Raw genomic sequence first — 23,303 nt, 5'->3', positions numbered from 1 at the left:
CCGGCAGTGATGCCGGGGCTTTCTTGTTTTCCTGGGCTGGCCCTTTCGCGGGTAAACCCGCGAAGAGGCCGGTGCAGGCTTACTTGAACCTGCGCTCCACCCCTTTCTCGACCAGGATCTTCGCCGAAATCTCTTCCACCGAAAAATGCGTGGAATTGATGTTGGGAATGTTCTCCCTGCGGAACAGGCTCTCTACCTCGCGCACTTCGAATTCGCACTGGGCAAAGCTGGAATAGCGGCTGTTGGGCTTGCGCTCGTGGCGGATGGCGGTGAGGCGGTCGGGGTCGATGGTCAGGCCGAACAGCTTGTTGTGGTGCTTTTTCAGCACCGCCGGCAACTGCAGGCGTTCCATGTCGTCCTCGGTCAGCGGGTAGTTGGCGGCGCGGATGCCGAACTGCATGGCCATGTACAGGCAGGTAGGGGTTTTGCCGCAGCGCGACACGCCAACCAGGATAAGGTCGGCCTTGTCGTAGTAGTGGGTGCGCGCACCGTCGTCGTTATCCAAGGCGAAATTCACCGCCTCGATGCGTTCCATGTAGTTTGAGTTGCCGCCGATCGAGTGCGATTTGCCCACGGAATACGACGAATGGGCGGTCAATTCTTGCTCAAGTGGGGATAAAAACGAAGAAAAGATGTCGATCATGAAGCCATTCGACGTTGCCAGAATCTCGCGAATGTCCTGGTTGACGATGGTGTCGAAGATGATCGGGCGTACCCCGTCACGCTCGGCCGCCGCGTTGATTTGTTGGACCATGGTCCGCGCTTTGTCTGGCGAATCGATGTAGGGACGGGTGAATTTGTTGAACGGAATGCTCTCGAATTGCGCGAGCAGACTCTGGCCCAGGGTTTCGGCAGTGATACCGGTGCCGTCGGAGATGAAGAACGCGGTTCGTTTCATTTGCGATCTGGGCCTTAAGCTGATGAAGATTCTTGGATATGATAAATTCGGTTTGCCGAATGCGGCTGTCGACATTCTGCCACATTTGCAGAGCCTATTTTCCAGGTACAGGCCACAAACGCCCGGCCAAGTCACAGAAGACAGGCGGGCGCCTTTTGAGCTTTTCCAACACAGTTAGTGGAGAGATCACCTTGGTAGAGTACGTAGTTTCCCTCGATAAGCTCGGCGTCCATGATGTGGAGCATGTGGGGGGCAAGAACGCATCCCTGGGCGAGATGATCAGCAACCTTGCCGGTGCTGGTGTATCGGTGCCGGGCGGCTTTGCCACTACGGCGCAGGCGTACCGCGATTTTCTCGAACAGAGTGGTCTGAACGACAGGATTCACGCCGCGCTCGACGCACTGGACGTGGATGACATCAATGCCCTGACCAAAACCGGCGCGCAGATTCGCCAGTGGGTCATGGAAGCCGAATTCCCGGCACGCCTGGATTCGGAAATCCGTACGGCCTTCGCCGAAATGGCCGCCGGCAACGACAACATGGCCGTTGCCGTGCGCTCCTCGGCCACTGCCGAAGACCTGCCGGACGCCTCGTTTGCCGGCCAGCAGGAAACTTTCCTGAACATCCGCGGCGTCGATAACGTGATCCGCGCGGCCAAGGAAGTGTTCGCTTCGCTGTTCAATGACCGCGCCATCGCCTACCGCGTGCATCAGGGCTTCGACCACAAACTGGTCGCCCTGTCTGCCGGCGTGCAGCGCATGGTCCGCTCCGAAACCGGCACCGCTGGCGTCATGTTCACCCTCGACACCGAATCGGGCTTCCGCGACGTGGTGTTCATCACCGGCGCCTATGGCCTGGGCGAAACCGTGGTGCAGGGTGCAGTCAACCCTGACGAATTCTACGTACACAAGAACACCCTGCAGGCCGGCCGCCCGGCCATCCTGCGCCGCAACCTGGGCAGCAAGGCGATCAAGATGGTCTATGGCGAAGAAGCCAAGGCCGGCCGTTCGGTCAAGACCGTCGAAGTCGACCGTGCCGAACGCGCACGTTTCTGCCTGAGCGATGACGAGGTCAGCGAGCTGGCCAAGCAGGCCATGATCATCGAACAGCACTACCAGCGCCCGATGGACATCGAGTGGGCCAAGGACGGTGACGACGGCAAGCTGTACATCGTCCAGGCCCGCCCTGAAACGGTGAAGAGCCGCTCCAGCGCCAACGTCATGGAACGCTACCTGCTGAAAGAAAAAGGCACCGTGCTGGTCGAAGGCCGTGCCATTGGTCAGCGTATCGGCGCCGGCAAGGTTCGTGTGATCAACGACGTATCGGAAATGGACAAGGTCCAGCCGGGCGACGTGCTGGTCTCCGACATGACCGACCCGGACTGGGAGCCGGTGATGAAGCGCGCCAGCGCCATCGTCACCAACCGCGGTGGCCGTACCTGCCACGCGGCGATCATCGCCCGTGAGCTGGGTATTCCGGCGGTAGTCGGTTGCGGCAACGCCACCCAGGTACTCAAAGACGGCCAGGGCGTGACGGTATCCTGCGCCGAAGGTGACACCGGCTTCATCTTCGAAGGTGAGCTGGGCTTCGACATCAAGCAGAACTCGGTCGATGCCATGCCCGAGCTGCCGTTCAAGATCATGATGAACGTCGGCAACCCGGACCGCGCATTCGACTTCGCCCAGCTGCCCAACGCCGGTGTCGGCCTGGCGCGCCTGGAATTCATCATCAACCGCATGATCGGTGTGCACCCCAAGGCGCTGCTGAACTATGCGGGCCTGCCTGCCGACCTGAAAGACAGCGTCGACAAGCGCATCGCCGGCTACAACGACCCGGTTGGCTTCTACGTCGAGAAGCTGGTCGAGGGCATCAGCACCCTGGCGGCGGCCTTCTACCCGAAAAAGGTCATCGTGCGCCTGTCGGACTTCAAGTCCAACGAGTACGCCAACCTGATCGGAGGCAAGCTGTACGAGCCGGAAGAAGAAAACCCGATGCTGGGCTTCCGCGGTGCTTCGCGCTACATCAGCGAATCGTTCCGTGACTGCTTCGAACTCGAGTGCCGTGCGCTGAAGCGTGTGCGCAACGAAATGGGCCTGACCAACGTCGAAATCATGGTGCCGTTCGTGCGCACCTTGGGCGAAGCCAGCCAGGTTGTCGACCTGCTCGCCGAGAACGGCCTGGCCCGCGGCGACAACGGCCTGCGCGTGATCATGATGTGCGAGCTGCCGTCCAACGCCATCCTCGCCGAAGAGTTCCTGGAATACTTCGACGGCTTCTCGATCGGCTCCAACGACCTGACCCAGCTGACCCTGGGCCTGGACCGCGACTCGGGCATCATTGCCCACCTGTTCGACGAGCGTAACCCTGCGGTCAAGAAGCTGCTGGCCAACGCCATTGCCGCGTGCAACAAGGCCGGCAAGTACATCGGCATCTGCGGTCAGGGCCCATCGGACCACCCGGACCTGGCCAAGTGGCTGATGGAGCAGGGCATTGAAAGCGTGTCGCTGAACCCGGACTCGGTACTCGAAACCTGGTTCTTCCTGGCCGAAGGCCAGGGCGCGGCCTGATGCGGTAAAACGCGGGGGGGCGTCTGGCGTCCTCCCGCCTGGTTTTTTCCAGGGCGAGCTCCAGCAATGGACCCCGCCCTTTTTTGTGCACCAAGCAACCTTATGCAAAGCAGCAGCATTCTTTTCCCCGTGGCCCTGCTCAGTGCCGAGCGCCGCGGCGACCTCAGCGAAGACGTGTACCGGATCAAGGCCGGCAACGGCCCGGACCCCAGCGTCGAACTGGCCGTCACCCGGCTGGGGCTAGCCGACCAAGGCCAGGCTCAGGGCGTGCCGGTCATTCTCCTGCATGGCAGTTTTTCCAATCGGCGTTTCTGGTATTCGCCCAAAGGGGTTGGTCTGGGCGCCTACCTTGCGCGCGCCGGTTTCGATGTGTGGATCCCGGAAATGCGTGGCCACGGCCTGTCGCCGCGTAACCAGGCCTGGAAGCACAACAGTGTTGCTGCGTATGCCCGTGAAGACCTGCCACTGATCAACGCATTCGTGCGCGAACAGTCGGGCCAGGCACCGCATTGGGTGGGCCATTCTCTTGGCGGCACCACGCTGGCGGCCGCCTTGGGCGGTGGTTTCCTGGCTGCCGAGCAGGTGGCCAGCGTGGCACTGTTCGGTACACAGATCAGCCGCGTCTATTGGCCGCTGAAAGTGCCACCGCTGGCCTGGGGCGCGAAACTGCTGCTCAAGCGCTGGGGGCAGATATCGGGGCCGCGCTTCAAGCGTGGGCCGGAAGACGAGCCCATAGGCCTGGCTCTGGAGAGCATGCGCTGGCACGGTCTGTTCGGGCGTTTTGGCGACAAGAAGCACGATTGGTGGGCGGGGCTCGCAGAGGTGGATGTGCCGTTGCTGGCGGTGGCCGGTGCGGGCGACTTCCAGGACCCGGTATGGGCCTGTCGCAAGCTGTTCGAGCAGTTGGGTGGTGAGCGCAAGCAGTTCCTGCGGCTGGGGCGTGAGGAAGGCTTCGATGCCTTCGGGCATGTCGACATGCTGGTAAGCAAGGCCGCGCAGGTGCAGGTATGGCCGCTGGTGGAACGCTGGTTGCGCGACCCGCTGTTGCCGGTGCATGAGTCCACCTTGGCAGTGGAGCCGGTGCCCGCCAGCTGACTCTGCTCTGCCTGTACCGGCCTTTTCGCGGACGCGCCCGCGAAGAGGCCGGTACAGGATGAATACAAATGACTGCCCGGTCCCGGATGACTGCGACAGCCTCCACGGTGTAGCCTTGGCCGATACCCGCTTTCGTTGTGACTGACAGGAGCTTCCCATGCAGCATTACGTAACGCCCGACTTGTGTGACGCCTACCCGGACCTGGTGCAAGTGCTGGAGCCGATGTTCAGCAATTTTGGCGGCCGCGATTCGTTCGGTGGCCAGATCGTCACCATCAAATGCTTCGAGGACAACTCGCTGGTCAAGGATCAGGTCGAACTTGACGGCAAGGGCAAGGTGCTGGTGGTCGATGGTGGTGGTTCGCTGCGCCGTGCACTGCTCGGCGACATGCTGGCCGAAAAGGCCGCCAAGAATGGTTGGGAAGGCCTGGTGATCTACGGTTGCGTGCGTGACGTCGACGTGTTGATCCAGACCGATGTCGGCGTGCAGGCCCTGGCCAGCCACCCAATGAAAACCGACAAGCGCGGTATCGGCGACCTCAACGTGGTGGTGACCTTCGCCGGGGTAACATTCCGCCCGGGCGAATACGTATATGCCGACAACAATGGTGTTCTGGTATCGCCAAGCCCGCTGGAAATGCCGGAGTGATGCGCCGCACGCGCTGATGGAGCTTTGATGTTCGAGGAAGACAACGCGCAGTGGGGGCTGGTGCATGCCCTGGTGCTCGATGGCAGAGGCGGCGCGCGCTCGATTGCCCGTACCGAACTGGACGACCTGCAGCTGCAGCCGGAGCAGAGCCTGTGGCTGCACTGGGACCGCAGCCATCCGCAAACCCGCACCTGGCTGTTGCATGACAGCGGCCTGAGCGAGTTTGCCTGCGACCTGCTGTTGGAAGAAAACACCCGGCCACGCCTGCTGCCCATGGCGGACGAACAGCTGTTGCTGTTCCTGCGCGGGGTCAACCTGAACCCCGGCGCAGAGCCCGAAGACATGGTTTCGGTACGTATCTTCGCCGAGGCTCAGCGGGTCATCTCGCTGCGCCTGCGGCCGTTGCGTGCCAGCGACGAAATTCTGCAGCTGCTGGAGCAGGGCAGGGGGCCGAAATCCGCCTCTGAGCTGTTGCTGTTGATGGGTGAACTGCTGACCGAAAAGGTCCAGGGCCTGGTCAGTGACCTGTCCGAGCTGGTCGACCTGGAGGAAGAAAAGGTCGAATCCGACGAACGGTATACTCCAGAGCAAGGCAGCCTGCAGCAAATTCGCCGCCGTGCCGCCGGCTTGCGCCGCTTCCTCGCCCCACAAAGGGAGATCTACGCCCAGTTGTCGCGCAGCAAATGGAGCTGGTTCGCCGATGCCGATGCCGATTACTGGAACGAGCTGAACAACAGCCTGATCCGCTACCTCGAAGAGCTGGAACTGACCCGCGAGCGTGCCGCGCTGGTGCTGGAAAGCGAAGACCGCCGGCGTAGCGAGCGAATGAACCGCACCATGTACCGCTTCGGCATCATCACCTGCATCTTCCTGCCCATGAGCTTCATCACCGGGCTGCTGGGCATCAATGTCGGCGGCATACCCGGGGCGGATAATCCTTTGGGTTTTTTGTTCGCCTGCATCGTTGTGCTAGGGCTGGCGGTGGGGCAGTGGTGGCTATTCCGGCGGTTGCGATGGGTCTAGGCGTGCATTTTGAAACATTCGTCCCAATCGGATGTGTGACCCATTGCCGGGCTACCTCGTCTCTTGCTGATACTGCGCGAGGTGCCTATGCACGATCCGTTTGAAGAATCCCTGCGCGACCTGCTCAAAGCGTCACCCTCCGGCAATGACCGGGATGACCGGGACGATGCCGCTTGCCTGGGTCGCGTGCTGAAAACCGCCAACCGCCAAGTTGGCGCGGGCGATCTGTTCAGCCTGCTTGGCCGCTGGTGCCAGGCGCTGCTGATTGCCGTGAACAATGGCTCGGCGCATGTCGCGCCGGTGCGTCGACACTCTTCCCGCAACGCTGCCACTGGCAGCAAAGCAGATAAGGCCGATTGAATATGGAACTCGATCTCTGGACCCAGAGCCTGGTCACCGCGATGACCGCCCTTTGGACCAAGGTGGCGAACTTCATCCCTAACCTGTTCGGCGCGCTGGTCGTGGTGCTGCTCGGTTTCGTGGTGGCCAAGCTGCTCGACACGCTGCTGTCCAAGCTGCTGGCCAAGTTTGGCCTGGACCGCCTGATGGCCGGCACTGGCCTCACCAAGATGCTTGGTCGGGTTGGCATCCAAGTGCCGATCTCGACCTTGATCGGCAAGATCGTCTACTGGTTCGTGCTGCTCATCTTCCTTGTCTCGGCCGCTGAGTCGCTGGGCCTGGAACGGGTTTCGGCCACCCTCGACATGCTCGCCCTGTACCTGCCCAAGGTATTCGGCGCCGCCCTGGTGCTGCTGGCTGGCGTGCTGCTGGCACAGGTTGCCAACGGTCTGGTTCGTGGCGCCGCCGAAGGTATCGGCCTAGAGTACTCGGCGGGGCTTGGGCGTATTACCCAGGGCCTGGTGATCATTATCAGCATCTCGGTAGCCATCAGCCAGCTGGAGGTGAAAACCGACCTGCTGAACCACGTCATCGTTATTGGGCTGATTACCGTTGGTCTGGCCGTTGCGCTGGCCATGGGCCTCGGCAGCCGCGAAATCGCCGGGCAGATCCTGGCCGGTATTTATGTGCGCGAGCTGTACCAGGTAGGCCAGCAAGTGCGGATTGGAGAGGTCGAAGGGCATATCGAGGAGATCGGTACGGTGAAGACGACGCTGCTGACCGATGATGGCGAACTGGTGTCACTGTCTAACCGCGAGCTGCTTGAACAGCGTGTCAATAGCCGCTAACCGCACAAAAGCTGTTAATGTATGCCGCCGCGAAATTCGACCCACGGGGTCGGCGCGGCGACATTGACCTGACTGTCGGCCAGATTCGTTTTGAATAAAGTTCATTCGCCGCCCATGCGTTATGACCCCCGCGAGCTCACCGACGAAGAGTTGGTGGCGCGTTCGCATGAGGAGCTGTACCACGTTACCCGCGCCTATGAGGAGCTCATGCGGCGCTACCAGCGGACCCTGTTCAACGTCTGTGCGCGTTATCTGGGGAACGACCGGGACGCGGACGATGTCTGTCAGGAGGTGATGCTCAAAGTGCTGTATGGGCTGAAGAACTTCGAGGGTAAATCCAAGTTCAAGACCTGGCTCTACAGCATCACCTACAACGAGTGCATTACCCAGTACCGCAAGGAGCGCCGTAAACGTCGGTTAATGGATGCCTTGAGCCTGGACCCTGTTGAAGAGGCGTCTGAAGACAAGGCCCCGAAGCCGGAAGAAAAAGGCGGGCTGGACAAGTGGTTGGTGCATGTGAACCCGATTGACCGGGAAATTCTGGTGCTACGTTTTGTCGCAGAATTGGAATTTCAGGAAATTGCCGACATCATGCACATGGGTCTTAGCGCGACGAAAATGCGTTACAAGCGCGCGCTAGACAAGCTTCGTGAGAAATTTGCTGGCCTCGATGAAACTTAGTGGCGTGCAAATATCTCTAACGGATCGGCGAGTTCTGCTAGACTTGCCGTCGAGTTGTCCCCCTTGTTTGTGGTGGGACTGCTTAACTATCACCAGATGGGGATTTAACGGATGAAATTGAAAAACACCTTGGGCTTGGCCATTGGTTCGCTCGTAGCCGCCACCTCGATTGGCGCTATGGCACAAGGTCAAGGCGCCGTCGAGACCGAAGTTTTCTACAAGAAAGAATTCTTCGACAGCCAGCGCGACTTCAAGAACGACGGCAACCTGTTCGGCGGCTCGATCGGTTACTTCCTGACCGACGACGTTGAACTGCGTCTGGGCTACGACGAAGTGCACAACGCTCGTGGCGAAGACGGCAAGAACATCAAGGGCTCGAACACCGCCCTGGACGCCGTTTACCACTTCAACAACCCGTACGACGCTATCCGTCCGTACGTTTCCGCTGGTTTCTCGCACCAGTCGCTGGGCCAGACCGGCCGTGGCGGTCGTGACCACTCCACCTTCGCCAACGTTGGCGCTGGCGCCAAGTGGTACATCACCGACATGTTCTACGCCCGTGCCGGCGTAGAAGCTCAGTACAACATCGACCAGGGCGACACCGAGTGGGCCCCAAGCGTTGGTGTTGGCCTGAACTTCGGCGGTAGCCCGAAGCAAGCCGAAGCCGCTCCAGCTCCAGTTGCTGAAGTTTGCTCCGACTCCGACAACGACGGCGTTTGCGACAACGTCGACAAGTGCCCAGACACCCCGGCCAACGTTACCGTTGACGCCGACGGCTGCCCGGCTGTTGCCGAAGTCGTTCGTGTTGAGCTGGACGTCAAGTTCGACTTCGACAAGTCGGTCGTCAAGCCAAACAGCTACGGCGACATCAAAAACCTGGCTGACTTCATGAAGCAGTACCCACAAACCACCACCGTGGTTGAAGGTCACACTGACTCCGTGGGTCCAGACGCTTACAACCAGAAGCTGTCCGAGCGTCGTGCCAACGCTGTCAAGCAAGTCCTGACCCAGCAGTACGGCGTAGAATCCAGCCGTGTTGACTCGGTTGGCTACGGCGAAACCCGTCCGGTTGCTGACAACGCCACCGAAGAAGGCCGTGCTATCAACCGTCGCGTTGAAGCTCAGGTAGAAGCTCAGTCCAAGTAATTGGCCTGATGTTTCATGAAAAACCCGGCCTCGGCCGGGTTTTTCTTTGCCTGGGTTTTATCCGGGCTCAAAGGCTGCTCCTGTAGGGACAGGCATTCAGCCCGCGATTGCGTCCAGTCGCAGAATCTGCTGCTCCCCAACCACCTCTCCAATCACCAGCACTGCCGGGCTGCGCAAGCCAAACCCGTGCGCATCCTCGACCATTCTCCGCACGTCACTCCTGTGCGCTCGCTGTTGCGGCAATGAAGCATTCTCGATCATCGCCACCGGCATCCCTGGCGCCATGCCACCATCCAGCAAGCCCTGGCGCACCTGCTCCAGCCGCGCTACCCCCATGTACACCACCAGCGTCGTGCCGCCCTGGGCCAATGCCGCCCAGTTCAGTGCGCTGTCATCCTGGGTATGCGCGGTCACCAGCGTGACGCCCCGGCTGACACCGCGCGAAGTCAGGGAGATCCCGCACTGCGTTGCGCCGGCCAGGCCGGCGGTAATGCCGTTGACCAGCTCTACCTCGATGCCATGCCCGCGTAACCACAGCGCCTCTTCACCGCCACGGCCAAAGATGCAGGGGTCGCCGCCCTTGAGCCTCACCACGCAGCGGCCCTGTCGCGCATGGCGCAGCATCAGGCGCTGGATGAACGCCTGCGGTGTAGAGCGGCAGCCGCCGCGCTTGCCCACGGCAATCACCCGTGCTTGCGGGCAGTGCGCCAGCACCGCCGGGTTGACCAGGTCGTCGATCAGGACCACGGCGGCTTGCTGCAAAGCTCGCACAGCCTTGAGGGTGAGCAGTTCGGGGTCACCAGGGCCGGCACCCACCAACCATATTTTTGCATTCATCGAGGTGTCCTCATCGGCAAGTTGCGTCAGCCCTTGAGCAGGGTAAGCAGCAGTATCAGATTGATCAGCAACGACAGCAGGGCCAGCGTGCGCCACACTTTCACCGGCTCGCGCTCAAGCAGTGGGCGTGGTCGGCTGGGCAGTTCCTGACGGTCGCCGCGTTCGAGCAGCAGCAACCAGTGCTCGGCGGTTTCGAAGCGCTGGGCAGGGTCGACCGCCAGGGCCTGCTGCAGGTTGTGCTGCAACCATTCCGGCAGGTCGGGGCGATAGCGCGAGGCGTTGACCGGCTGGCCGAAGCGCGGGCGTTGAAAGGCTTCTATCTCGCCGTACGGGTAGTGGCCGGTCAGCAGGTGGTACAGCGTCACGCCCACTGCATACAAGTCCTGGCGCGGGCTGGGTGGCAGGCCATCGAACGCTTCCGGGGCAATGTACGAGGGCGTGCCGGGCAGCTCGTGCCGCGGGTCTTCGGACAGGCCCGGGCAATAGGCCAGGCCGAAGTCCAGCAGGCGCAGTTGACCATCGCGGCCCAGGTGCAGGTTGTCGGGCTTGATGTCGCGGTGCAGCAAGTTGCGCCGGTGCAGCACGCCAACTGCCTGTAGCAGTTGCCGAGCGACCTCCAGCCATTGCGCCAAAGGCAGCGGGCCGTGTGCGGCCAGCAGTGCCGACAGGCTTTGGCCGGGGTATTCGCGCATCACGTAATACAGGTGCTGGCGCTGGCTGGCGGCGTGCAGCTCGGGGAAGTGCCGGCCAGCGATGCGGCGCAGGAACCACTCCTCCAGCAACAGGCCTTGCGCTGCCCCCGGTTCCTGTTCGCGCGCAGCGGGCAGGGTTTTGAGCAACCACGGTTGGTTCTGGCTATCGCGCACTTGGTACAGCAGGGACTGGCGGCTGTGTGCATGCAGTTTTTCAACCTGCCAGCCGTCGATCACCTGGCCTTCACGCAGCGGGCCGGGCACTGGCCATTCTTGCAGCTGTGCCAGGGTATCGCCCAGGTTGGCTGGGCCCAGTTGCTCGACGTGCACCAGCAAGGCGCTGGCGTTGTCCTGGCTGCCGTTGAGGTGCGCGCTGGCAACCAGGGTGTCGGCGGCCAGTTGCAGATCAGGCTGCTCGCGCAGCACGGCCTGGATGTGTTGCTCGCCCAGGCTGGCCCAGACCCCGTCGCTGAGCAGCAGAAAGCACTCGCCCGGCTGCAGCTCGCCTTCCAGGTAATCCACCAGCAGGTGCTGGTCCAGGCCCAGCGCGCGTTTGAGTACGTGCTGCATGCCCGGCTGGTCCCATACATGGTCTTCGCTAAGGCACTGCAGGTTCCCATCGTGCCAGCGGTACACCCGGCAGTCGCCAACGTGGGCCAGGGTAAAGCGCCGGCCGCGCAACACCAGCGCGCTAAGGGTGGTCAGCAACGGCTGGCCGCTGCCCTGGGCACGCAACCAGCGGTTTTGCGCCAGCAACAGGCGGTCGAGGGCCTGGGCGACGCTCCAGGTGGCCGGAGTGGCGTAGTAATCCAGGGCCAGCGCCTGCAGGCTGGCTCGCGCTGCCAGGCCGCCGTCGGCGCATTGGCTGACGCCATCGGCCAGGGCGAACAGGTAGCCTTTGCTGGCGGCCAGCTCTGGCGCCGGGGTAACCAGGCGCAGGGCGTCCTGGTTTTCCGCGCGAGGCCCAGTGGCGCTGGCTTGGGCAAAGCTCAATTGCAGGCTCATCTCAGACCCGTGCTGCCGTGACTGCAGCCGAGCCCCAGGTGGTGCGCCAGCGCTGTTTCACGCCATGAAGGCCAAACCACGCCAGCAGGCCCAGGCTGGCGAACAGCCACAAGCCAAGTTGGTAGTCGCCGGTGTGCTGCTTGATGGTGCCAAGCCCGGCCGCCAGCAGGAAACCGCCAATGCCGCCGGCCATGCCGATCAGCCCGGTCATTACACCGATTTCCTGGCGAAAACGTTGCGGCACCAGCTGGAACACCGCGCCGTTGCCGGCGCCCAGGCCAAGCATGGCGCTGACGAACAGCGCCAGTGCGGCTGCGGCAGAGGGCAGGTTGAAACCAACTGCGGCGATGCAGATAGCTGCCACGCTGTACATGCCCAACAGGGTACGGATGCCGCCAAAACGGTCAGCCAGCGCGCCGCCGAGCGGGCGCATCAGGCTGCCGGCGAACACGCAAGCTGCGGTGTAATAGCCGGCGGTGATCGGGCTCAGGCCGTACTGGTCGCTGAAATAGCCGGGCAGGGCGCTGGCCAGGCCGATGAAGCCACCGAAGGTGACGCTGTAGAAGAACATGAACCACCAGCTGTCTCGGTCACCCAGGGCCTTGAGGTAGTCGGCCATGGCTTTCGGTTTGGGCCGTTGTGGGGCGTTACGCGCCAGCAGGGCGAACACCGCCAGCGCCAGTGTCAACGGGATCAGCGCAAAGCCGAACACATTGTTCCAGCCAAAGCCTGCAGCCAGCGCCGGCGCCAGCAGGGCGGCGAACACGGTGCCAGAGTTGCCGGCGCCGGCGATGCCCATGGCTTTGCCCTGGTGCTGTGGCGGGTACCACTGCGAAGCCAGTGGCAGCGACACAGCGAACGAAGCACCCGCGAACCCCAGAAACACCCCCAGCAGCAGCGCTTGTTCATAGCTGTGCACGCCCAGGTGCCAGGCTGCGGCCAGTGCGACGATAACCACCACCTGGCCGATCAGGCCGGCGGTCTTGGGTGACAGGTGGTCCACCAGCACGCCCATGGCAAAGCGCAGGATAGCCCCGGCCAGGATCGGCATGGCCACCATCAGGCCCCGTTGTTGTGCGCTCAGTTGCAGGTCGGCAGCAATCTGCACCGCCAGTGGGCCCAGCAGGTACCACACCATGAAGCTGAGGTCGAAGTACAGGAACGCGGCGAACAGCGTGGGCACATGCCCGGATTTCCAGAAGCTGGTACTCATCGAACACCTCACTCGGCAATGCAACGGAACGAAAAAGACGCCGCCACCCGCTCCACGGGGGTGGAGGGGAGAGCGACGTCTTTGTCGGGATTTAAGTGGGGCAACCGCCGTTGGCTACCGGTGATGTTTGTTCAGCAAGAGATGGGCCAAGTGTTGGCGTGCCTATGGGTTTTCAGTGCCTGTGAGGTCTCAGACCAGGCGCATTACCCCAGCATCTCGTGCATGGCAATGATCTGTTCGGCCACCTGGATCAGCTTCTGCTGCCGGCTCATGGCCTGTCGGCGCATCAAGGTGTACGCCTGCTCTTCGTTGCAATCCTTCATCTTCATCAGCAAGCCCTTGGCCTGCTCGATACGCTTGCGCTCGGCCAGTTGCTGATCGCGCGCCAGCAGCTGCGCTTTCAGTGCCTGGTCGCTTTCGAACCGGGCCATGGCCACATCCAGGATCGGCTGCAGCCGCGCCGCATGGATGCCCTCTACGATATAGGCGCTCACCCCTGCCTGTATCGCCTGACGCATCACTCCGGGGTCGTGCTCGTCAGTAAACAGCACGATGGGGCGTGGCTGGTCACGGCTGACCAGTACTACCTGCTCCATCACATCGCGGTCGGGTGAGTCGGTGTCGATCAGCACCACGTCCGGGCGCACTGTTTCGACGCAGGCGGGCAGGTCGATGGTCAGGTCTGGGGCTTCGATGACTTCGAAGCCTGCCTCGCTCAATGCTGCCTTGAGGCGGCCGAGTTTGTTCTGGGTGTCGTCGATCAGCAGGATGCGCAACATGCTGGTCTCCCTCACAGGCCGACACGGGCATTGGGCTGGTCGCCCAAGGCGTGCAGGCTGAAACTGCGGGCATAGCCGTAGGGGTCGCTGCCGTCCCAGCGGGTGCCGTCGATCAGCAGGCTGCTGCGCATCGGTAGCTCCAGGCAGGCGATGCCCAGGCTTTGCGCGGCCTCACTGTACAGCCGCAGCTGCTGGACCTGACGGGCCACGCCCAAGTAGTCGGGGTCTTCGCGCAGCAGCCCCCAGCGGCGGAACTGGGTCATGAACCACATGCCGTCGGACAGGTAGGGCAAGTTGGCCCGACCCTGGTCGAACAGGCGCAGGGCGTGCGGGTCTTGCCAATGGTTGCCCAGGCCGTCCTGATAGTGGCCGAGCAGCCGCGGTTCTATGGTGTCCAGTGGGGTATCCAGATAGGCGCTGCCACTGAGCAGTTGCGCGGTGCTGCGGCGGTTTTCCGGGCTTTGCTCGATGAACCGGCTGGCCGCGAGGATCGCCTTGATCAGCGCGCGGGCACTGTTGGGGTATTGCTCGGCAAAGGCGCGCGCGCAGGCCAGGACCTTTTCCGGGTGATCCGGCCAGATCGACTGGCTGGTGGCCAAGGTGAAGCCTTGGCCCTTGGCCACAGCGTCGGCGGCCCACGGTTCACCCGCGCAGAAACCGTCAATGCGCCCGGCCTGGATGTGTGCAGCCATCTGCGCCGGTGGCACCACTACGCTGTCGACGTCGCGCAGTGGGTGGATACCTTGGCTGGCCAGCCAGTAATACAGCCACATGGCATGGGTGCCGGTGGGGAAGGTCTGGGCGAATGTCAGGCGTGCGCCATGCTGGTGCACCAGGCGCGCCAGCGCTTCAGGGTTGGTCACGCCCTTGCGCTGCAGGGCCGGCGACAGGTTGATGGCTTGGGCGTTCTGGTTCAGCCCCATGAGCACGGCCATGTCGTAGGCGGGTACGCCACCGATGCCCAGGTGTACGGCGTAGACCAGGCCATACAGGCAATGCGCGGCGTCCAGTTCGCCGCTGACCAGCTTGTCGCGTAACCCGGCCCACGAGCCCTGGCGCTTGAGATTGAGAGTAAGGCCGTGCTGCTGGGCGAAGCCCTGGGTGGCGGCGACCACTACCGACGCGCAGTCGGTCAGGGCCATGTAACCGATGTTCAGGCTGGGCTTTTCTGGCGCGTCGCTGCCGTTGACCCAGGCCAGGGGCGTTGCTCGTAGTGCGGTGTTCACAAGGGTCCTCGCCAGTACTGATAAGGCTGTGGGTGGATTGGTGCAACCCATGTGCCAAGCGCTCCCACGATTTGCTGTCCTGCCAGGCCCGTGCTGGCTATAATCGCACCCTCACTCACCCTGAGCCTTGCCCGCCCATGTATACCCTGGCCCGCCAGCTGCTGTTCAAGCTTTCCCCGGAAACTTCCCACGACTTGTCCCTGGACCTGATCGGCGCCGGTGGCCGTCTCGGCCTCAACGGCATGCTGTGCAAGCAACCGGCGGCATTGCCGGTTTCGGTCATGGGCTTGAACTTCGCCAACCCGGTTGGCCTGGCGGCTGGCCTGGACAAGAACGGTGCGGCCATCGACGGTTTCGCCCAACTGGGTTTCGGGTTTGTCGAAATTGGCACTGTCACCCCGCGTCCGCAGCCGGGCAACCCTAAGCCGCGGCTGTTCCGTTTGCCGGAAGCCACGGCCATCATCAACCGCATGGGCTTCAACAACCTGGGCGTTGATCACCTGCTAGAGCGGGTACGTGCCGCGCGCTACAACGGGGTGCTGGGCATCAACATCGGCAAGAACTTCGACACGCCAGTCGAGCGTGCCGTCGATGACTACCTGATCTGCCTCGACAAGGTGTACACGGCTGCCAGCTACATTACGGTCAATGTCAGTTCGCCAAACACTCCGGGCCTGCGCAGCCTGCAGTTTGGCGATTCGCTCAAGCAGTTGCTCGATGCCTTGGCCGAGCGCCGCGAGCAACTGGCCGTCACCCATGGCAAGCGTGTGCCACTGGCAATCAAGATTGCCCCGGACATGAGTGATGAAGAAACCGCGCTGGTGGCCGCTGCGCTGATGGCGTCGGGCATGGATGCGGTGATCGCCACCAACACCACGCTGGGCCGTGAAGGTGTCGAAGCGCTGCCGCATGGTGGCGAAGCGGGGGGGCTGTCGGGCGCGCCGGTGCTGGCGAAGAGTACCCACATCGTCAAGGTGCTGGCAGGCGAGCTGGGTGGCAAGTTGCCGATCATTGCCGCCGGTGGCATTACCGAAGGCCGCCATGCCGCCGAAAAAATCGCTGCGGGGGCGAGCCTGGTGCAGATCTACTCGGGCTTCATTTACAAGGGGCCTGCGCTGATCCGCGAGGCGGTGGACGCTATCGCCGCCATGCCACGGGTATAATCGGCAGGCAAAAAAAGGGCCCCATCAAGGGGCCCCTGGGCCTTCGCCCGCCGCCCGGATGGGGCGTGCATGGTAAATCGAATTCAGTGTCCTCGATCAGCCAACGGCGTGATTTTCGTTGAGTCTATGGATGCCAGCGGTGCCAGTCATTCCGTCCCAGTTATCACCGCGACCTTCGCGCCAGCCGTTGATCCAGGCTTGGCGAACAGAAGGAAGATTGAACGGGCAAAGTTCGCGGGATTTGCCGGTGACCCCGTATTGGTAGCCACGTGAATATGCTCTTTCCAACGGATCACGCTTAAGTCTTCTCATAGGGTGTTGCCCTCACTTGTTGACTGTAATGTCCCGTCGGCCTCTCCGAGGCCGGGCAGAGTCTTTCTGCCGGTTTGCGCTCGCTGCCGGCGTGGCGAGCTGAAGGTGCCGCCTCGTTGCGATGCGGCCTAAGACCAGTTCTAACGAATGCGAGTCACGGTGTGAATGATCAATTTGTCATAAGCACGTAACCTTTCTGAGGGTGAAAGGATAAGTAAATAAATGCGACTCAACCTTATTTGGCGTTGAGCCCGCTATGATCGGGGTTTGCCGATCAATGATGTCATTTGGCCAGCGGTGCTCGCGGATGACAGAAATAATTTGAAATGCGACGAAGGGTCACATCTGCCCGGCAATCGCCAGAATTTCTCGTACTGCCTGATGATCTAAGCTGTCTTTGCCACTTGGCCAAGCGTGGCTCGGTCAGGCGGCCCGGCCTTTCGCGGCACGCTTTCGTGCCAAAAAGGGTCACCCGCACGTCTGCTGGAAAGGCGTGCGGGCAAACATCGCGGGGCGATGCGTTGCCTCGTCAGTCAAATAGCCCAAGGCTCTGGAATACTCATGTCGGACCGTTTCGAACTTTATCTCACCTGCCCTAAAGGCCTTGAAGGCCTGCTTGCCGAAGAGGCCAAGGGCCTTGGCCTTGAAGAGGTGCGCGAGCACACCTCGGCCATTCGCGGCGCCGCCGACATGGAAACCGCCTACCGCCTGTGCGTATGGTCTCGCCTGGCCAACCGGGTACTGTTGGTACTCAAGCGCTTCAGCATGAAGAACGCCGATGACCTTTACGATGGCGTCAATGCCGTCGACTGGGCCGACCACCTGGCAGCTGACGGCACGCTGGCGGTTGAATTCAGCGGCCATGGCTCGGGCATCGACAACACCCACTTCGGTGCGCTGAAGGTCAAGGATGCGATCGTCGACAAGCTGCGCAATCGCGAGGGCCTGCGCCCGTCGGTGGAAAAGATCGACCCGGACGTGCGCGTGCACCTGCGCCTGGACCGCGGCGAGGCCATCCTCTCCCTCGACCTGTCCGGCCACAGCCTGCACCAGCGTGGCTACCGCCTGCAGCAGGGCGCCGCGCCATTGAAAGAAAACCTGGCGGCAGCGGTGTTGATCCGTTCCGGCTGGCCGCGCATTGCCGCCGAAGGCGGCGCACTGGCCGACCCGATGTGCGGCGTGGGTACCTTCCTGGTCGAGGCGGCGATGATCGCTGCCGACATCGCCCCCAACCTCAAACGTGAACGCTGGGGCTTCAGTGCCTGGCTCGGCCACGTGCCGGCGTTGTGGCGCAAGGTGCATGACGAAGCGCAGGCCCGCGCGCAGGCTGGCCTCGCCAAGCCACCTCTGTGGATCCGTGGCTACGAGGCCGACCCGCGGCTGATCCAGCCGGGCCGCAACAACGTCGAGCGTGCCGGCCTGGGCGACTGGGTGAAGATCTACCAGGGCGAAGTCAGCACGTTCGAGCCACGCCCGGACCAGAACCAGAAAGGCCTGGTCATCAGTAACCCGCCCTACGGCGAGCGTCTGGGTGACGAGGCCAGCCTGCTGTACCTCTACCAGAACCTCGGCGAGCGCCTGCGCCAGGCTTGCATGGGCTGGGAGGCGGCGGTGTTCACCGGCGCACCGCAGCTGGGCAAGCGCATGGGTATTCGCAGCCACAAGCAATACGCGTTCTGGAACGGCGCCTTGCCGTGCAAGCTGTTGCTGTTCAAGGTCCAGCCTGACCAGTTCGTCACTGGCGAACGCCGTGAGGCGCAGCCTGAAGGCACCGAAGTCCGCCAGCAGGCCCCGCAGGCCAGCGAGCCGGCGCGGCTGTCGGAAGGGGCGCAGATGTTTGCCAATCGCCTGCAGAAAAACCTCAAGCAACTGGGCAAGTGGGCCCGTCGCGAGCAGATCGACTGCTACCGCCTGTACGATGCCGACATGCCCGAATATGCCCTGGCGGTCGACCTGTACCAGGACTGGGTCCATGTGCAGGAGTACGCTGCGCCACGTTCGATCGACCCGGACAAGGCCCAGGCCCGCCTGCTCGATGCGCTGGCGGCTATCCCGCAGGCGCTGGGCATTTCGCCGCAACGTGTGGTGCTCAAACGACGCGAGCGCCAGAGCGGCACGCGCCAGTATGAGCGCCAGGCGACCGAGGGCCGTTTCCAGGAGGTCAACGAAGGTGGCGTCAAGTTGCTGGTCAACCTTACCGACTACCTCGATACAGGGCTGTTCCTCGACCACCGCCCGATGCGCATGCGCATTCAGCGCGAAGCGGCCGGCAAGCGCTTCCTCAACTTGTTCTGCTACACCGCCACGGCCACCGTGCATGCGGCCAAGGGCGGTGCGCGCAGCACCACCAGTGTCGACTTGTCGAAAACCTACCTGGACTGGGCACGGCGCAACCTGGCGCTCAATGGCTACTCCGAGCGCAACCGCCTTGAGCAGAGCGATGTGATGGCCTGGCTGGAAGGCAACCGCGACAGCTACGACCTGATCTTCATCGACCCGCCAACCTTCTCCAACTCCAAACGCATGGAAGGCGTGTTCGACGTGCAGCGTGACCATGTGCAACTGTTGGACCTGGCCATGGCCCGCCTGGCACCGGGCGGCGTGCTGTATTTCTCCAACAACTTCCGCAAGTTCCAGTTGGACGAGCATCTGATGGCACGTTATGCCGTGGAGGAAATCACCGCCCAGACGCTGGACCCGGACTTTGCCCGTAACAACCGGATCCACCGCGCCTGGCGCCTGCAATTGCGTTGAGCCGACGAGGTACATTGCGCGGCTAATGGCCAATAGCTATAACTGAGGGCAGGGCAAGATAATCCGCAGGACGCTGACGTGACGAGATGGGTGTATGTCAAAGTATGGCGTGCGTGCGCGGTTGCTTGGCCTGTGCACAGAGGCGGTGTCCGCCTGGGCGGTGGCACTGGTGGCCTTGGTGGCGGGCGGCCTGTTGACGGCCGCCCTGGCGCTTGCCGCGCAGACGTTCTACAAGCAGCAGTTGCGCCAGCGTTTCGAGTTGCTGGCCAGCGAACGCTCCAGCCGCATTGCCGAGCGCTTCGATGAACAAGAGCAACGCCTGGACGGCCTGCGGCGTTTCTTCAGTTTTTCCAACGAAGTTACCCTGCATGAATTTGACGGTTACGCCCGGCCGTTGCTGCAGCGCACCCTGGCCTACGCTTGGGCACCACGCGTCGAAGCCGCGCAGCGCGCCGAGTTCGAGCGCCACGCCAGTGAGCACTCGGGCCCAGGCTATGTGATCCGAGACCAGGACGCACAAGGCCAGTGGCGCCCCGCGCCGCCGCGCGACCATTACTTTCCGGTGCTGTATACCCAATCCGGTGAAATGCCGGGGCTGCCCTATGGGCTGGACCTTGCCGGACAGGGGGCACCCCAGGCAGCACTGGCGCGGGCGCTCGGGCCTGGCAGCATGGCCGTGTCCGAACCCTTGGCCATGTACGATATCCCTTCGTACGCGCGCGGCCTGCTGATGGTGGCGCCGGTGTTTTCCGATGCCAACCCCCAAGGCGCGGCAGCAGGTTATGTGATGGCCTTGCTGAGCATGCGCGAGCTGGTCAGCGACGCTCGACCGGTAGCGGCCGATGACAACCTGGTCGTGCGCATCACCGACCCGTCTGGGTTGCAAGGCCCCGAAGTGATGTTCGATTCGCAGAATCCGGTCGCCTCCCTGGCGCTGGCCAGCAACCAGGTACTGCACCTGGCCGATCACCATTTCCAGCTGAGCATTTTGCCGAGCCAGGCGTTCGTGCAGGCCAACCGTTCCTCGGCGGTGCTGGCGGTGAGTTTGTTGGGCGGGTTGTTGAGCCTGCTGCTCAGCGTGCTGCTCTATAGCCTGTTCAGCCAGCGTCAGCGCGCCCTGGCCTTGGTCGAGCAGCGAACTGCCGAGTTGCAGGTCAGCGAGCAGTCGTTGCGCGGCACCCACAACCAGCTGCGCAGTGTGCTGGATGCCGCAACCCAGGTGGCGATCATCGCCACCAACCTCAAGGGGATTATCAGCACCTTCAATGCCGGTGCTGAACGCATGCTCGGTTACCCGGCCAGCGAAGCGATCGGGCAGTTGCGCCTTGAGGATTTGGTGCTGCCCGAGGAGCTGAACCTGCGTGCCCATGCGTTGAGCTTGCGCTTTGGTCGCCCGATTGCTGGCGGCCAGGCAATGTTCGCCGAAACGGTGCAGGAGCACGGCGCAGAGCCCGGTGAGTGGACCTTGCTACGTGCCGATGGCAGCCAGCTGTTGGCCAACATGCTGGTTACCGCCATGCTCGACGAGCAGGGTTTGTGGGTTGGCTACCTGGCCATCTGTATTGATGTCACCGAGCGGCGTCGGGTGCATGAGGCGCTGGCGGCGCGTGACCGGTTGCTGGAAAAGCTCAGCGCCGAGGTGCCAGGCGGCATCTACCAATACCGCCTGGATGCCAACGGCCATTCGTGCTTCCCGTATGCCAGCATGGGCCTGTATGACATCTACGAGGTTGATCTGCAGCAGTTGCGCGAGGATGCCACGGTGGTGTTCGAGCGCATCCACCCCGATGACCTGGAGCGTGTGCGCCGTTCGGTGCGCTACTCGGCCGAACACCTGTCACCCTGGCGCGAGGAGTATCGGGTCTGCCTGCCTCGGGCCGGATTGCGCTGGGTGCGTGGTGAGGCGACGCCGGAAGTGGGTGAGCAGGGCTGTACCTTGTGGCATGGCTACCTGACGGACATTTCCGACCTCAAGGGTGTGGAAGAAGAGCTGCGGGCGCTGTCGGTTACCGATTCGCTGACCGGCATCCACAACCGCCGTTACTTTCAGGAGCGGCTCAAGGTCGAACTGGAGCGGGCCCAGCGCGATGGCCTGGCGCTGGCGGTGATCATGCTCGACATCGATCACTTCAAGCGCATCAACGACCGTTTCGGCCATGCGGTCGGCGATCGGGTGTTGCGTAGCCTGTGCCAGCGCATCGGCCAACGTTTGCGGCGTACCGATGTGTTCTGCCGCTTGGGCGGGGAGGAATTCATGGTGCTGTGCCCGGGCAGCGATGCCGAGCAGGCGCGGCTGCTGGCGCTCGAGCTGTGGCAAGGCGTACGCAATATGCCGGTGGAGGGCGTGGGCAGGGTAACCGCGAGTTTTGGGGTGGCGGGATGGCGACCAGAGGAGGGTGCCGATGCCTTGCTGTTGCGTGCCGATGCAGGGGTGTATGCGGCCAAGCAGGCCGGGCGGGACCGGGTGGAAGGGGAGTCGGCCTGATAGCTGTTAGGTGTCAATGCCGGCCCTTTCGCGGCTATAGCCGCGAAAGGGCCGGTACCGACCAACCCATCAGTTGGCCGCTGTGCTGCCAGCCAGCTTCGGCTGGCGATACAGGTCCAGCAACACCTGGTCCAGCACCTGCGAGGCGCCCCACGGTTTTGGGTCGTTGAGGATCGCCGCCACCGCCCAGGTATGGCCGTTGCTGTCGCGGCTGAAACCGGCAATCGCCCGTACGGTGTTCAGCGTACCGGTCTTGATGTGCCCTTCACCGGTCATGGCGGTGCGCTTCAAGCGCTTGCGCATGGTGCCGTCCATGCCCACCAGCGGCATCGAGCTCATGAACTCGGCAGCGTAAGGGCTCTTCCAGGCAGCCTGCAGCATGGCAGCCATTTCCCGGGTACTGACCCGTTCGGCACGCGACAGGCCAGAGCCGTTTTCCATTACCAGGTGCGGCGCGGTAATACCCTTTTTGGCCAGCCATTGGCGCACCACGCGCTGGGCGGCGCGGGCGTCGTCGCCATCGACATCGGTGCGGAACTGCGCGCCAAGGCTCAGGAACAGCTGCTGGGCCATGGTGTTGTTGCTGTATTTGTTGATGTCGCGGATCACCTCCACCAGGTCTGGCGAGAAGGCGCGGGCCAGCAAGCGAGCGCTTTTGGGAACATTCTCGATGCGGTCGCCACCCTGAATGCTGCCACCCAGTTCGTTCCAGATCGCGCGCACGGCACCGGCGGCGTAAGTCGGATGATCGAGCAGCGAAAGGTAAGTCTGCGAGTTGCAGCCGTCACCCAACTGGCCGCTGACCGTCACGCTGATGCCGTCGGCCTGGGGCACCGGGTTGTAGCGCACATCACCGGTGCACTGTTTCGATGCCACGGCCTTGACCTGGTTGTCGATACGGATGCTGGCAATCGGTGGTTCCACTGCGATGGTAACTTTGCCGCCGTCGTTACGGGCGACGAAGCGCAGGGCCTTGAGGTTGACCAGCAGCGAGTCGGGCTTGACCAGGAACGGCTTGTTTTCATCGCCGCCGTCGTCGTTGAACTGCGGCAGGTTGGGCTGCACGAAGTGGCTGCGGTCCAGCACCAGGTCACCGGTGACGGTGCGCACGCCATTGGCGCGCAGGTCACGCATCAGCAACCACAGCTTTTCCATGTTCAGTTTGGGGTCCCCGCCACCTTTGAGGTACAGGTTACCGTTGAGCACCCCGTTGCTCAGGGTGCCGTCCGTATAGAACTCGGTTTTCCACTGAAAGGTCGGGCCCAGCAGCTCGAGGGCGGCGTAAGTGGTGACCAGTTTCATGGTCGAGGCCGGGTTCACCGAAACATCGGCATTGAACACGGTCGGGGTTCCGGGGCCGTCCAGCGGCAGCATCACCAGCGACAGCGCAGTGTCCTGCAGCTTGTTGGCCTTGAGTGCCTGCTGCACTTTGGCAGGCAGGGTGGTATTGACGGCGGCGGCGTGGCTGGGCAAGGCAATTGGCAACAGCAAGCCGGCGAGAAAGAGGGGACGAAGCGTTTTGATCATAGTGAGTAAATACCCTGCGGCGAGGGAAAAGGGCTTTGGGGCTGTAAGAGATGATGGCCCCACG

The 23,303-nt window shown here is 62.7% G+C and carries 19 protein-coding genes; 11 read left to right on the top strand and 8 right to left on the bottom strand.

The features are described from left to right. Positions 1 to 79 precede the first annotated feature (79 nt). Complete coding sequence (locus APH42_RS11065; RefSeq protein ID WP_012271263.1) at positions 80 to 898, bottom strand: pyruvate, water dikinase regulatory protein; 819 nt, start codon at positions 896 to 898, stop codon at positions 80 to 82. Between the two features lie 191 nt (positions 899 to 1,089). Between APH42_RS11065 and ppsA the strand changes: the two genes are divergently transcribed. From ppsA to APH42_RS11025, 8 genes are all read left to right on the top strand, one after another. Beyond that, positions 1,090 to 3,465, top strand: a complete 2,376-nt coding sequence (ppsA, locus tag APH42_RS11060) for a phosphoenolpyruvate synthase (RefSeq protein WP_012271264.1) — start codon at positions 1,090 to 1,092, stop codon at positions 3,463 to 3,465. A gap of 102 nt (positions 3,466 to 3,567) precedes the next feature. Continuing rightward, positions 3,568 to 4,560, top strand: coding sequence for an alpha/beta fold hydrolase (locus APH42_RS11055; RefSeq protein WP_223296400.1), 993 nt, complete (start codon positions 3,568 to 3,570; stop codon positions 4,558 to 4,560). A gap of 157 nt (positions 4,561 to 4,717) precedes the next feature. Continuing rightward, positions 4,718 to 5,209 carry a ribonuclease E activity regulator RraA gene (rraA, locus tag APH42_RS11050; protein WP_060493286.1) on the top strand — a complete coding sequence of 164 codons (492 nt, stop codon included), beginning with the start codon at positions 4,718 to 4,720 and terminating at the stop codon, positions 5,207 to 5,209. Between the two features lie 27 nt (positions 5,210 to 5,236). Continuing rightward, positions 5,237 to 6,232, top strand: a complete 996-nt coding sequence (locus APH42_RS11045) for a zinc transporter ZntB (RefSeq protein ID WP_012271267.1) — start codon at positions 5,237 to 5,239, stop codon at positions 6,230 to 6,232. 87 nt (positions 6,233 to 6,319) lie between these two features. Further along, positions 6,320 to 6,592 (top strand): hypothetical protein, encoded by a 273-nt coding sequence (locus tag APH42_RS11040; RefSeq protein WP_012271268.1) that lies wholly within the window; start codon positions 6,320 to 6,322, stop codon positions 6,590 to 6,592. Positions 6,593 to 6,594: 2 nt separating this feature from the next. After that, entirely contained in the window at positions 6,595 to 7,419 is an 825-nt protein-coding gene (locus tag APH42_RS11035) for a mechanosensitive ion channel domain-containing protein (RefSeq protein ID WP_004376138.1), read from the top strand. A 114-nt stretch (positions 7,420 to 7,533) separates the two neighbouring features. Continuing rightward, a complete protein-coding gene (sigX, locus tag APH42_RS11030) occupies positions 7,534 to 8,100 on the top strand; it encodes an RNA polymerase sigma factor SigX (RefSeq protein ID WP_003248665.1) in 567 nt (188 codons plus the stop codon). 111 nt (positions 8,101 to 8,211) lie between these two features. Beyond that, positions 8,212 to 9,246 carry an OmpA family protein gene (locus tag APH42_RS11025; protein ID WP_012271270.1) on the top strand — a complete coding sequence of 345 codons (1,035 nt, stop codon included), beginning with the start codon at positions 8,212 to 8,214 and terminating at the stop codon, positions 9,244 to 9,246. A gap of 96 nt (positions 9,247 to 9,342) precedes the next feature. On the opposite strand, the gene cobA is transcribed toward APH42_RS11025, so the two are convergent. The 5 genes from cobA to APH42_RS11000 form a co-directional block, all read right to left on the bottom strand. Then, positions 9,343 to 10,083 carry a uroporphyrinogen-III C-methyltransferase gene (cobA, locus tag APH42_RS11020; protein ID WP_060493285.1) on the bottom strand — a complete coding sequence of 247 codons (741 nt, stop codon included), beginning with the start codon at positions 10,081 to 10,083 and terminating at the stop codon, positions 9,343 to 9,345. Between the two features lie 26 nt (positions 10,084 to 10,109). Next, positions 10,110 to 11,780, bottom strand: coding sequence for a bifunctional protein-serine/threonine kinase/phosphatase (locus tag APH42_RS11015; RefSeq protein WP_060493284.1), 1,671 nt, complete (start codon positions 11,778 to 11,780; stop codon positions 10,110 to 10,112). A 1-nt stretch (position 11,781) separates the two neighbouring features. Further along, positions 11,782 to 12,993 (bottom strand): NarK/NasA family nitrate transporter, encoded by a 1,212-nt coding sequence (locus APH42_RS11010; RefSeq protein WP_060493283.1) that lies wholly within the window; start codon positions 12,991 to 12,993, stop codon positions 11,782 to 11,784. Between the two features lie 203 nt (positions 12,994 to 13,196). Then, a complete protein-coding gene (locus APH42_RS11005) occupies positions 13,197 to 13,772 on the bottom strand; it encodes an ANTAR domain-containing response regulator (protein WP_012271274.1) in 576 nt (191 codons plus the stop codon). An 11-nt stretch (positions 13,773 to 13,783) separates the two neighbouring features. Beyond that, positions 13,784 to 14,998 (bottom strand): CmpA/NrtA family ABC transporter substrate-binding protein, encoded by a 1,215-nt coding sequence (locus APH42_RS11000; RefSeq protein WP_060493282.1) that lies wholly within the window; start codon positions 14,996 to 14,998, stop codon positions 13,784 to 13,786. A 137-nt stretch (positions 14,999 to 15,135) separates the two neighbouring features. On the opposite strand from APH42_RS11000, the gene APH42_RS10995 reads away from it, so the two are divergent. Then, complete coding sequence (locus tag APH42_RS10995) at positions 15,136 to 16,161, top strand: quinone-dependent dihydroorotate dehydrogenase (RefSeq protein WP_012271276.1); 1,026 nt, start codon at positions 15,136 to 15,138, stop codon at positions 16,159 to 16,161. Positions 16,162 to 16,257: 96 nt separating this feature from the next. Here APH42_RS10995 and rmf read toward each other — a convergent pair whose 3' ends face one another. Then, entirely contained in the window at positions 16,258 to 16,473 is a 216-nt protein-coding gene (rmf, locus tag APH42_RS29155) for a ribosome modulation factor (RefSeq protein ID WP_003248687.1), read from the bottom strand. 561 nt (positions 16,474 to 17,034) lie between these two features. Here rmf and rlmKL point away from each other — a divergent pair. Further along, positions 17,035 to 19,227: a bifunctional 23S rRNA (guanine(2069)-N(7))-methyltransferase RlmK/23S rRNA (guanine(2445)-N(2))-methyltransferase RlmL gene (gene rlmKL, locus APH42_RS10990; protein ID WP_012271277.1), complete on the top strand. Its 2,193-nt coding sequence runs from the start codon at positions 17,035 to 17,037 to the stop codon at positions 19,225 to 19,227. Between the two features lie 94 nt (positions 19,228 to 19,321). Beyond that, complete coding sequence (locus APH42_RS10985; RefSeq protein ID WP_060493281.1) at positions 19,322 to 21,712, top strand: diguanylate cyclase; 2,391 nt, start codon at positions 19,322 to 19,324, stop codon at positions 21,710 to 21,712. Positions 21,713 to 21,781: 69 nt separating this feature from the next. Here the strand turns inward: APH42_RS10985 and dacB are convergent, their stop codons facing one another. Continuing rightward, entirely contained in the window at positions 21,782 to 23,239 is a 1,458-nt protein-coding gene (gene dacB, locus APH42_RS10980) for a D-alanyl-D-alanine carboxypeptidase/D-alanyl-D-alanine-endopeptidase (protein WP_060493280.1), read from the bottom strand. Positions 23,240 to 23,303: the final 64 nt, after the last annotated feature.

Origin of the sequence: Pseudomonas sp. NBRC 111140 (assembly GCF_001320885.1) — a bacterium.
Classification (GTDB): domain Bacteria; phylum Pseudomonadota; class Gammaproteobacteria; order Pseudomonadales; family Pseudomonadaceae; genus Aquipseudomonas; species Aquipseudomonas putida_P.
Note: the sequence above shows the minus strand (reverse complement) of the source record. Positions and strands in the feature narration are given on the sequence as shown.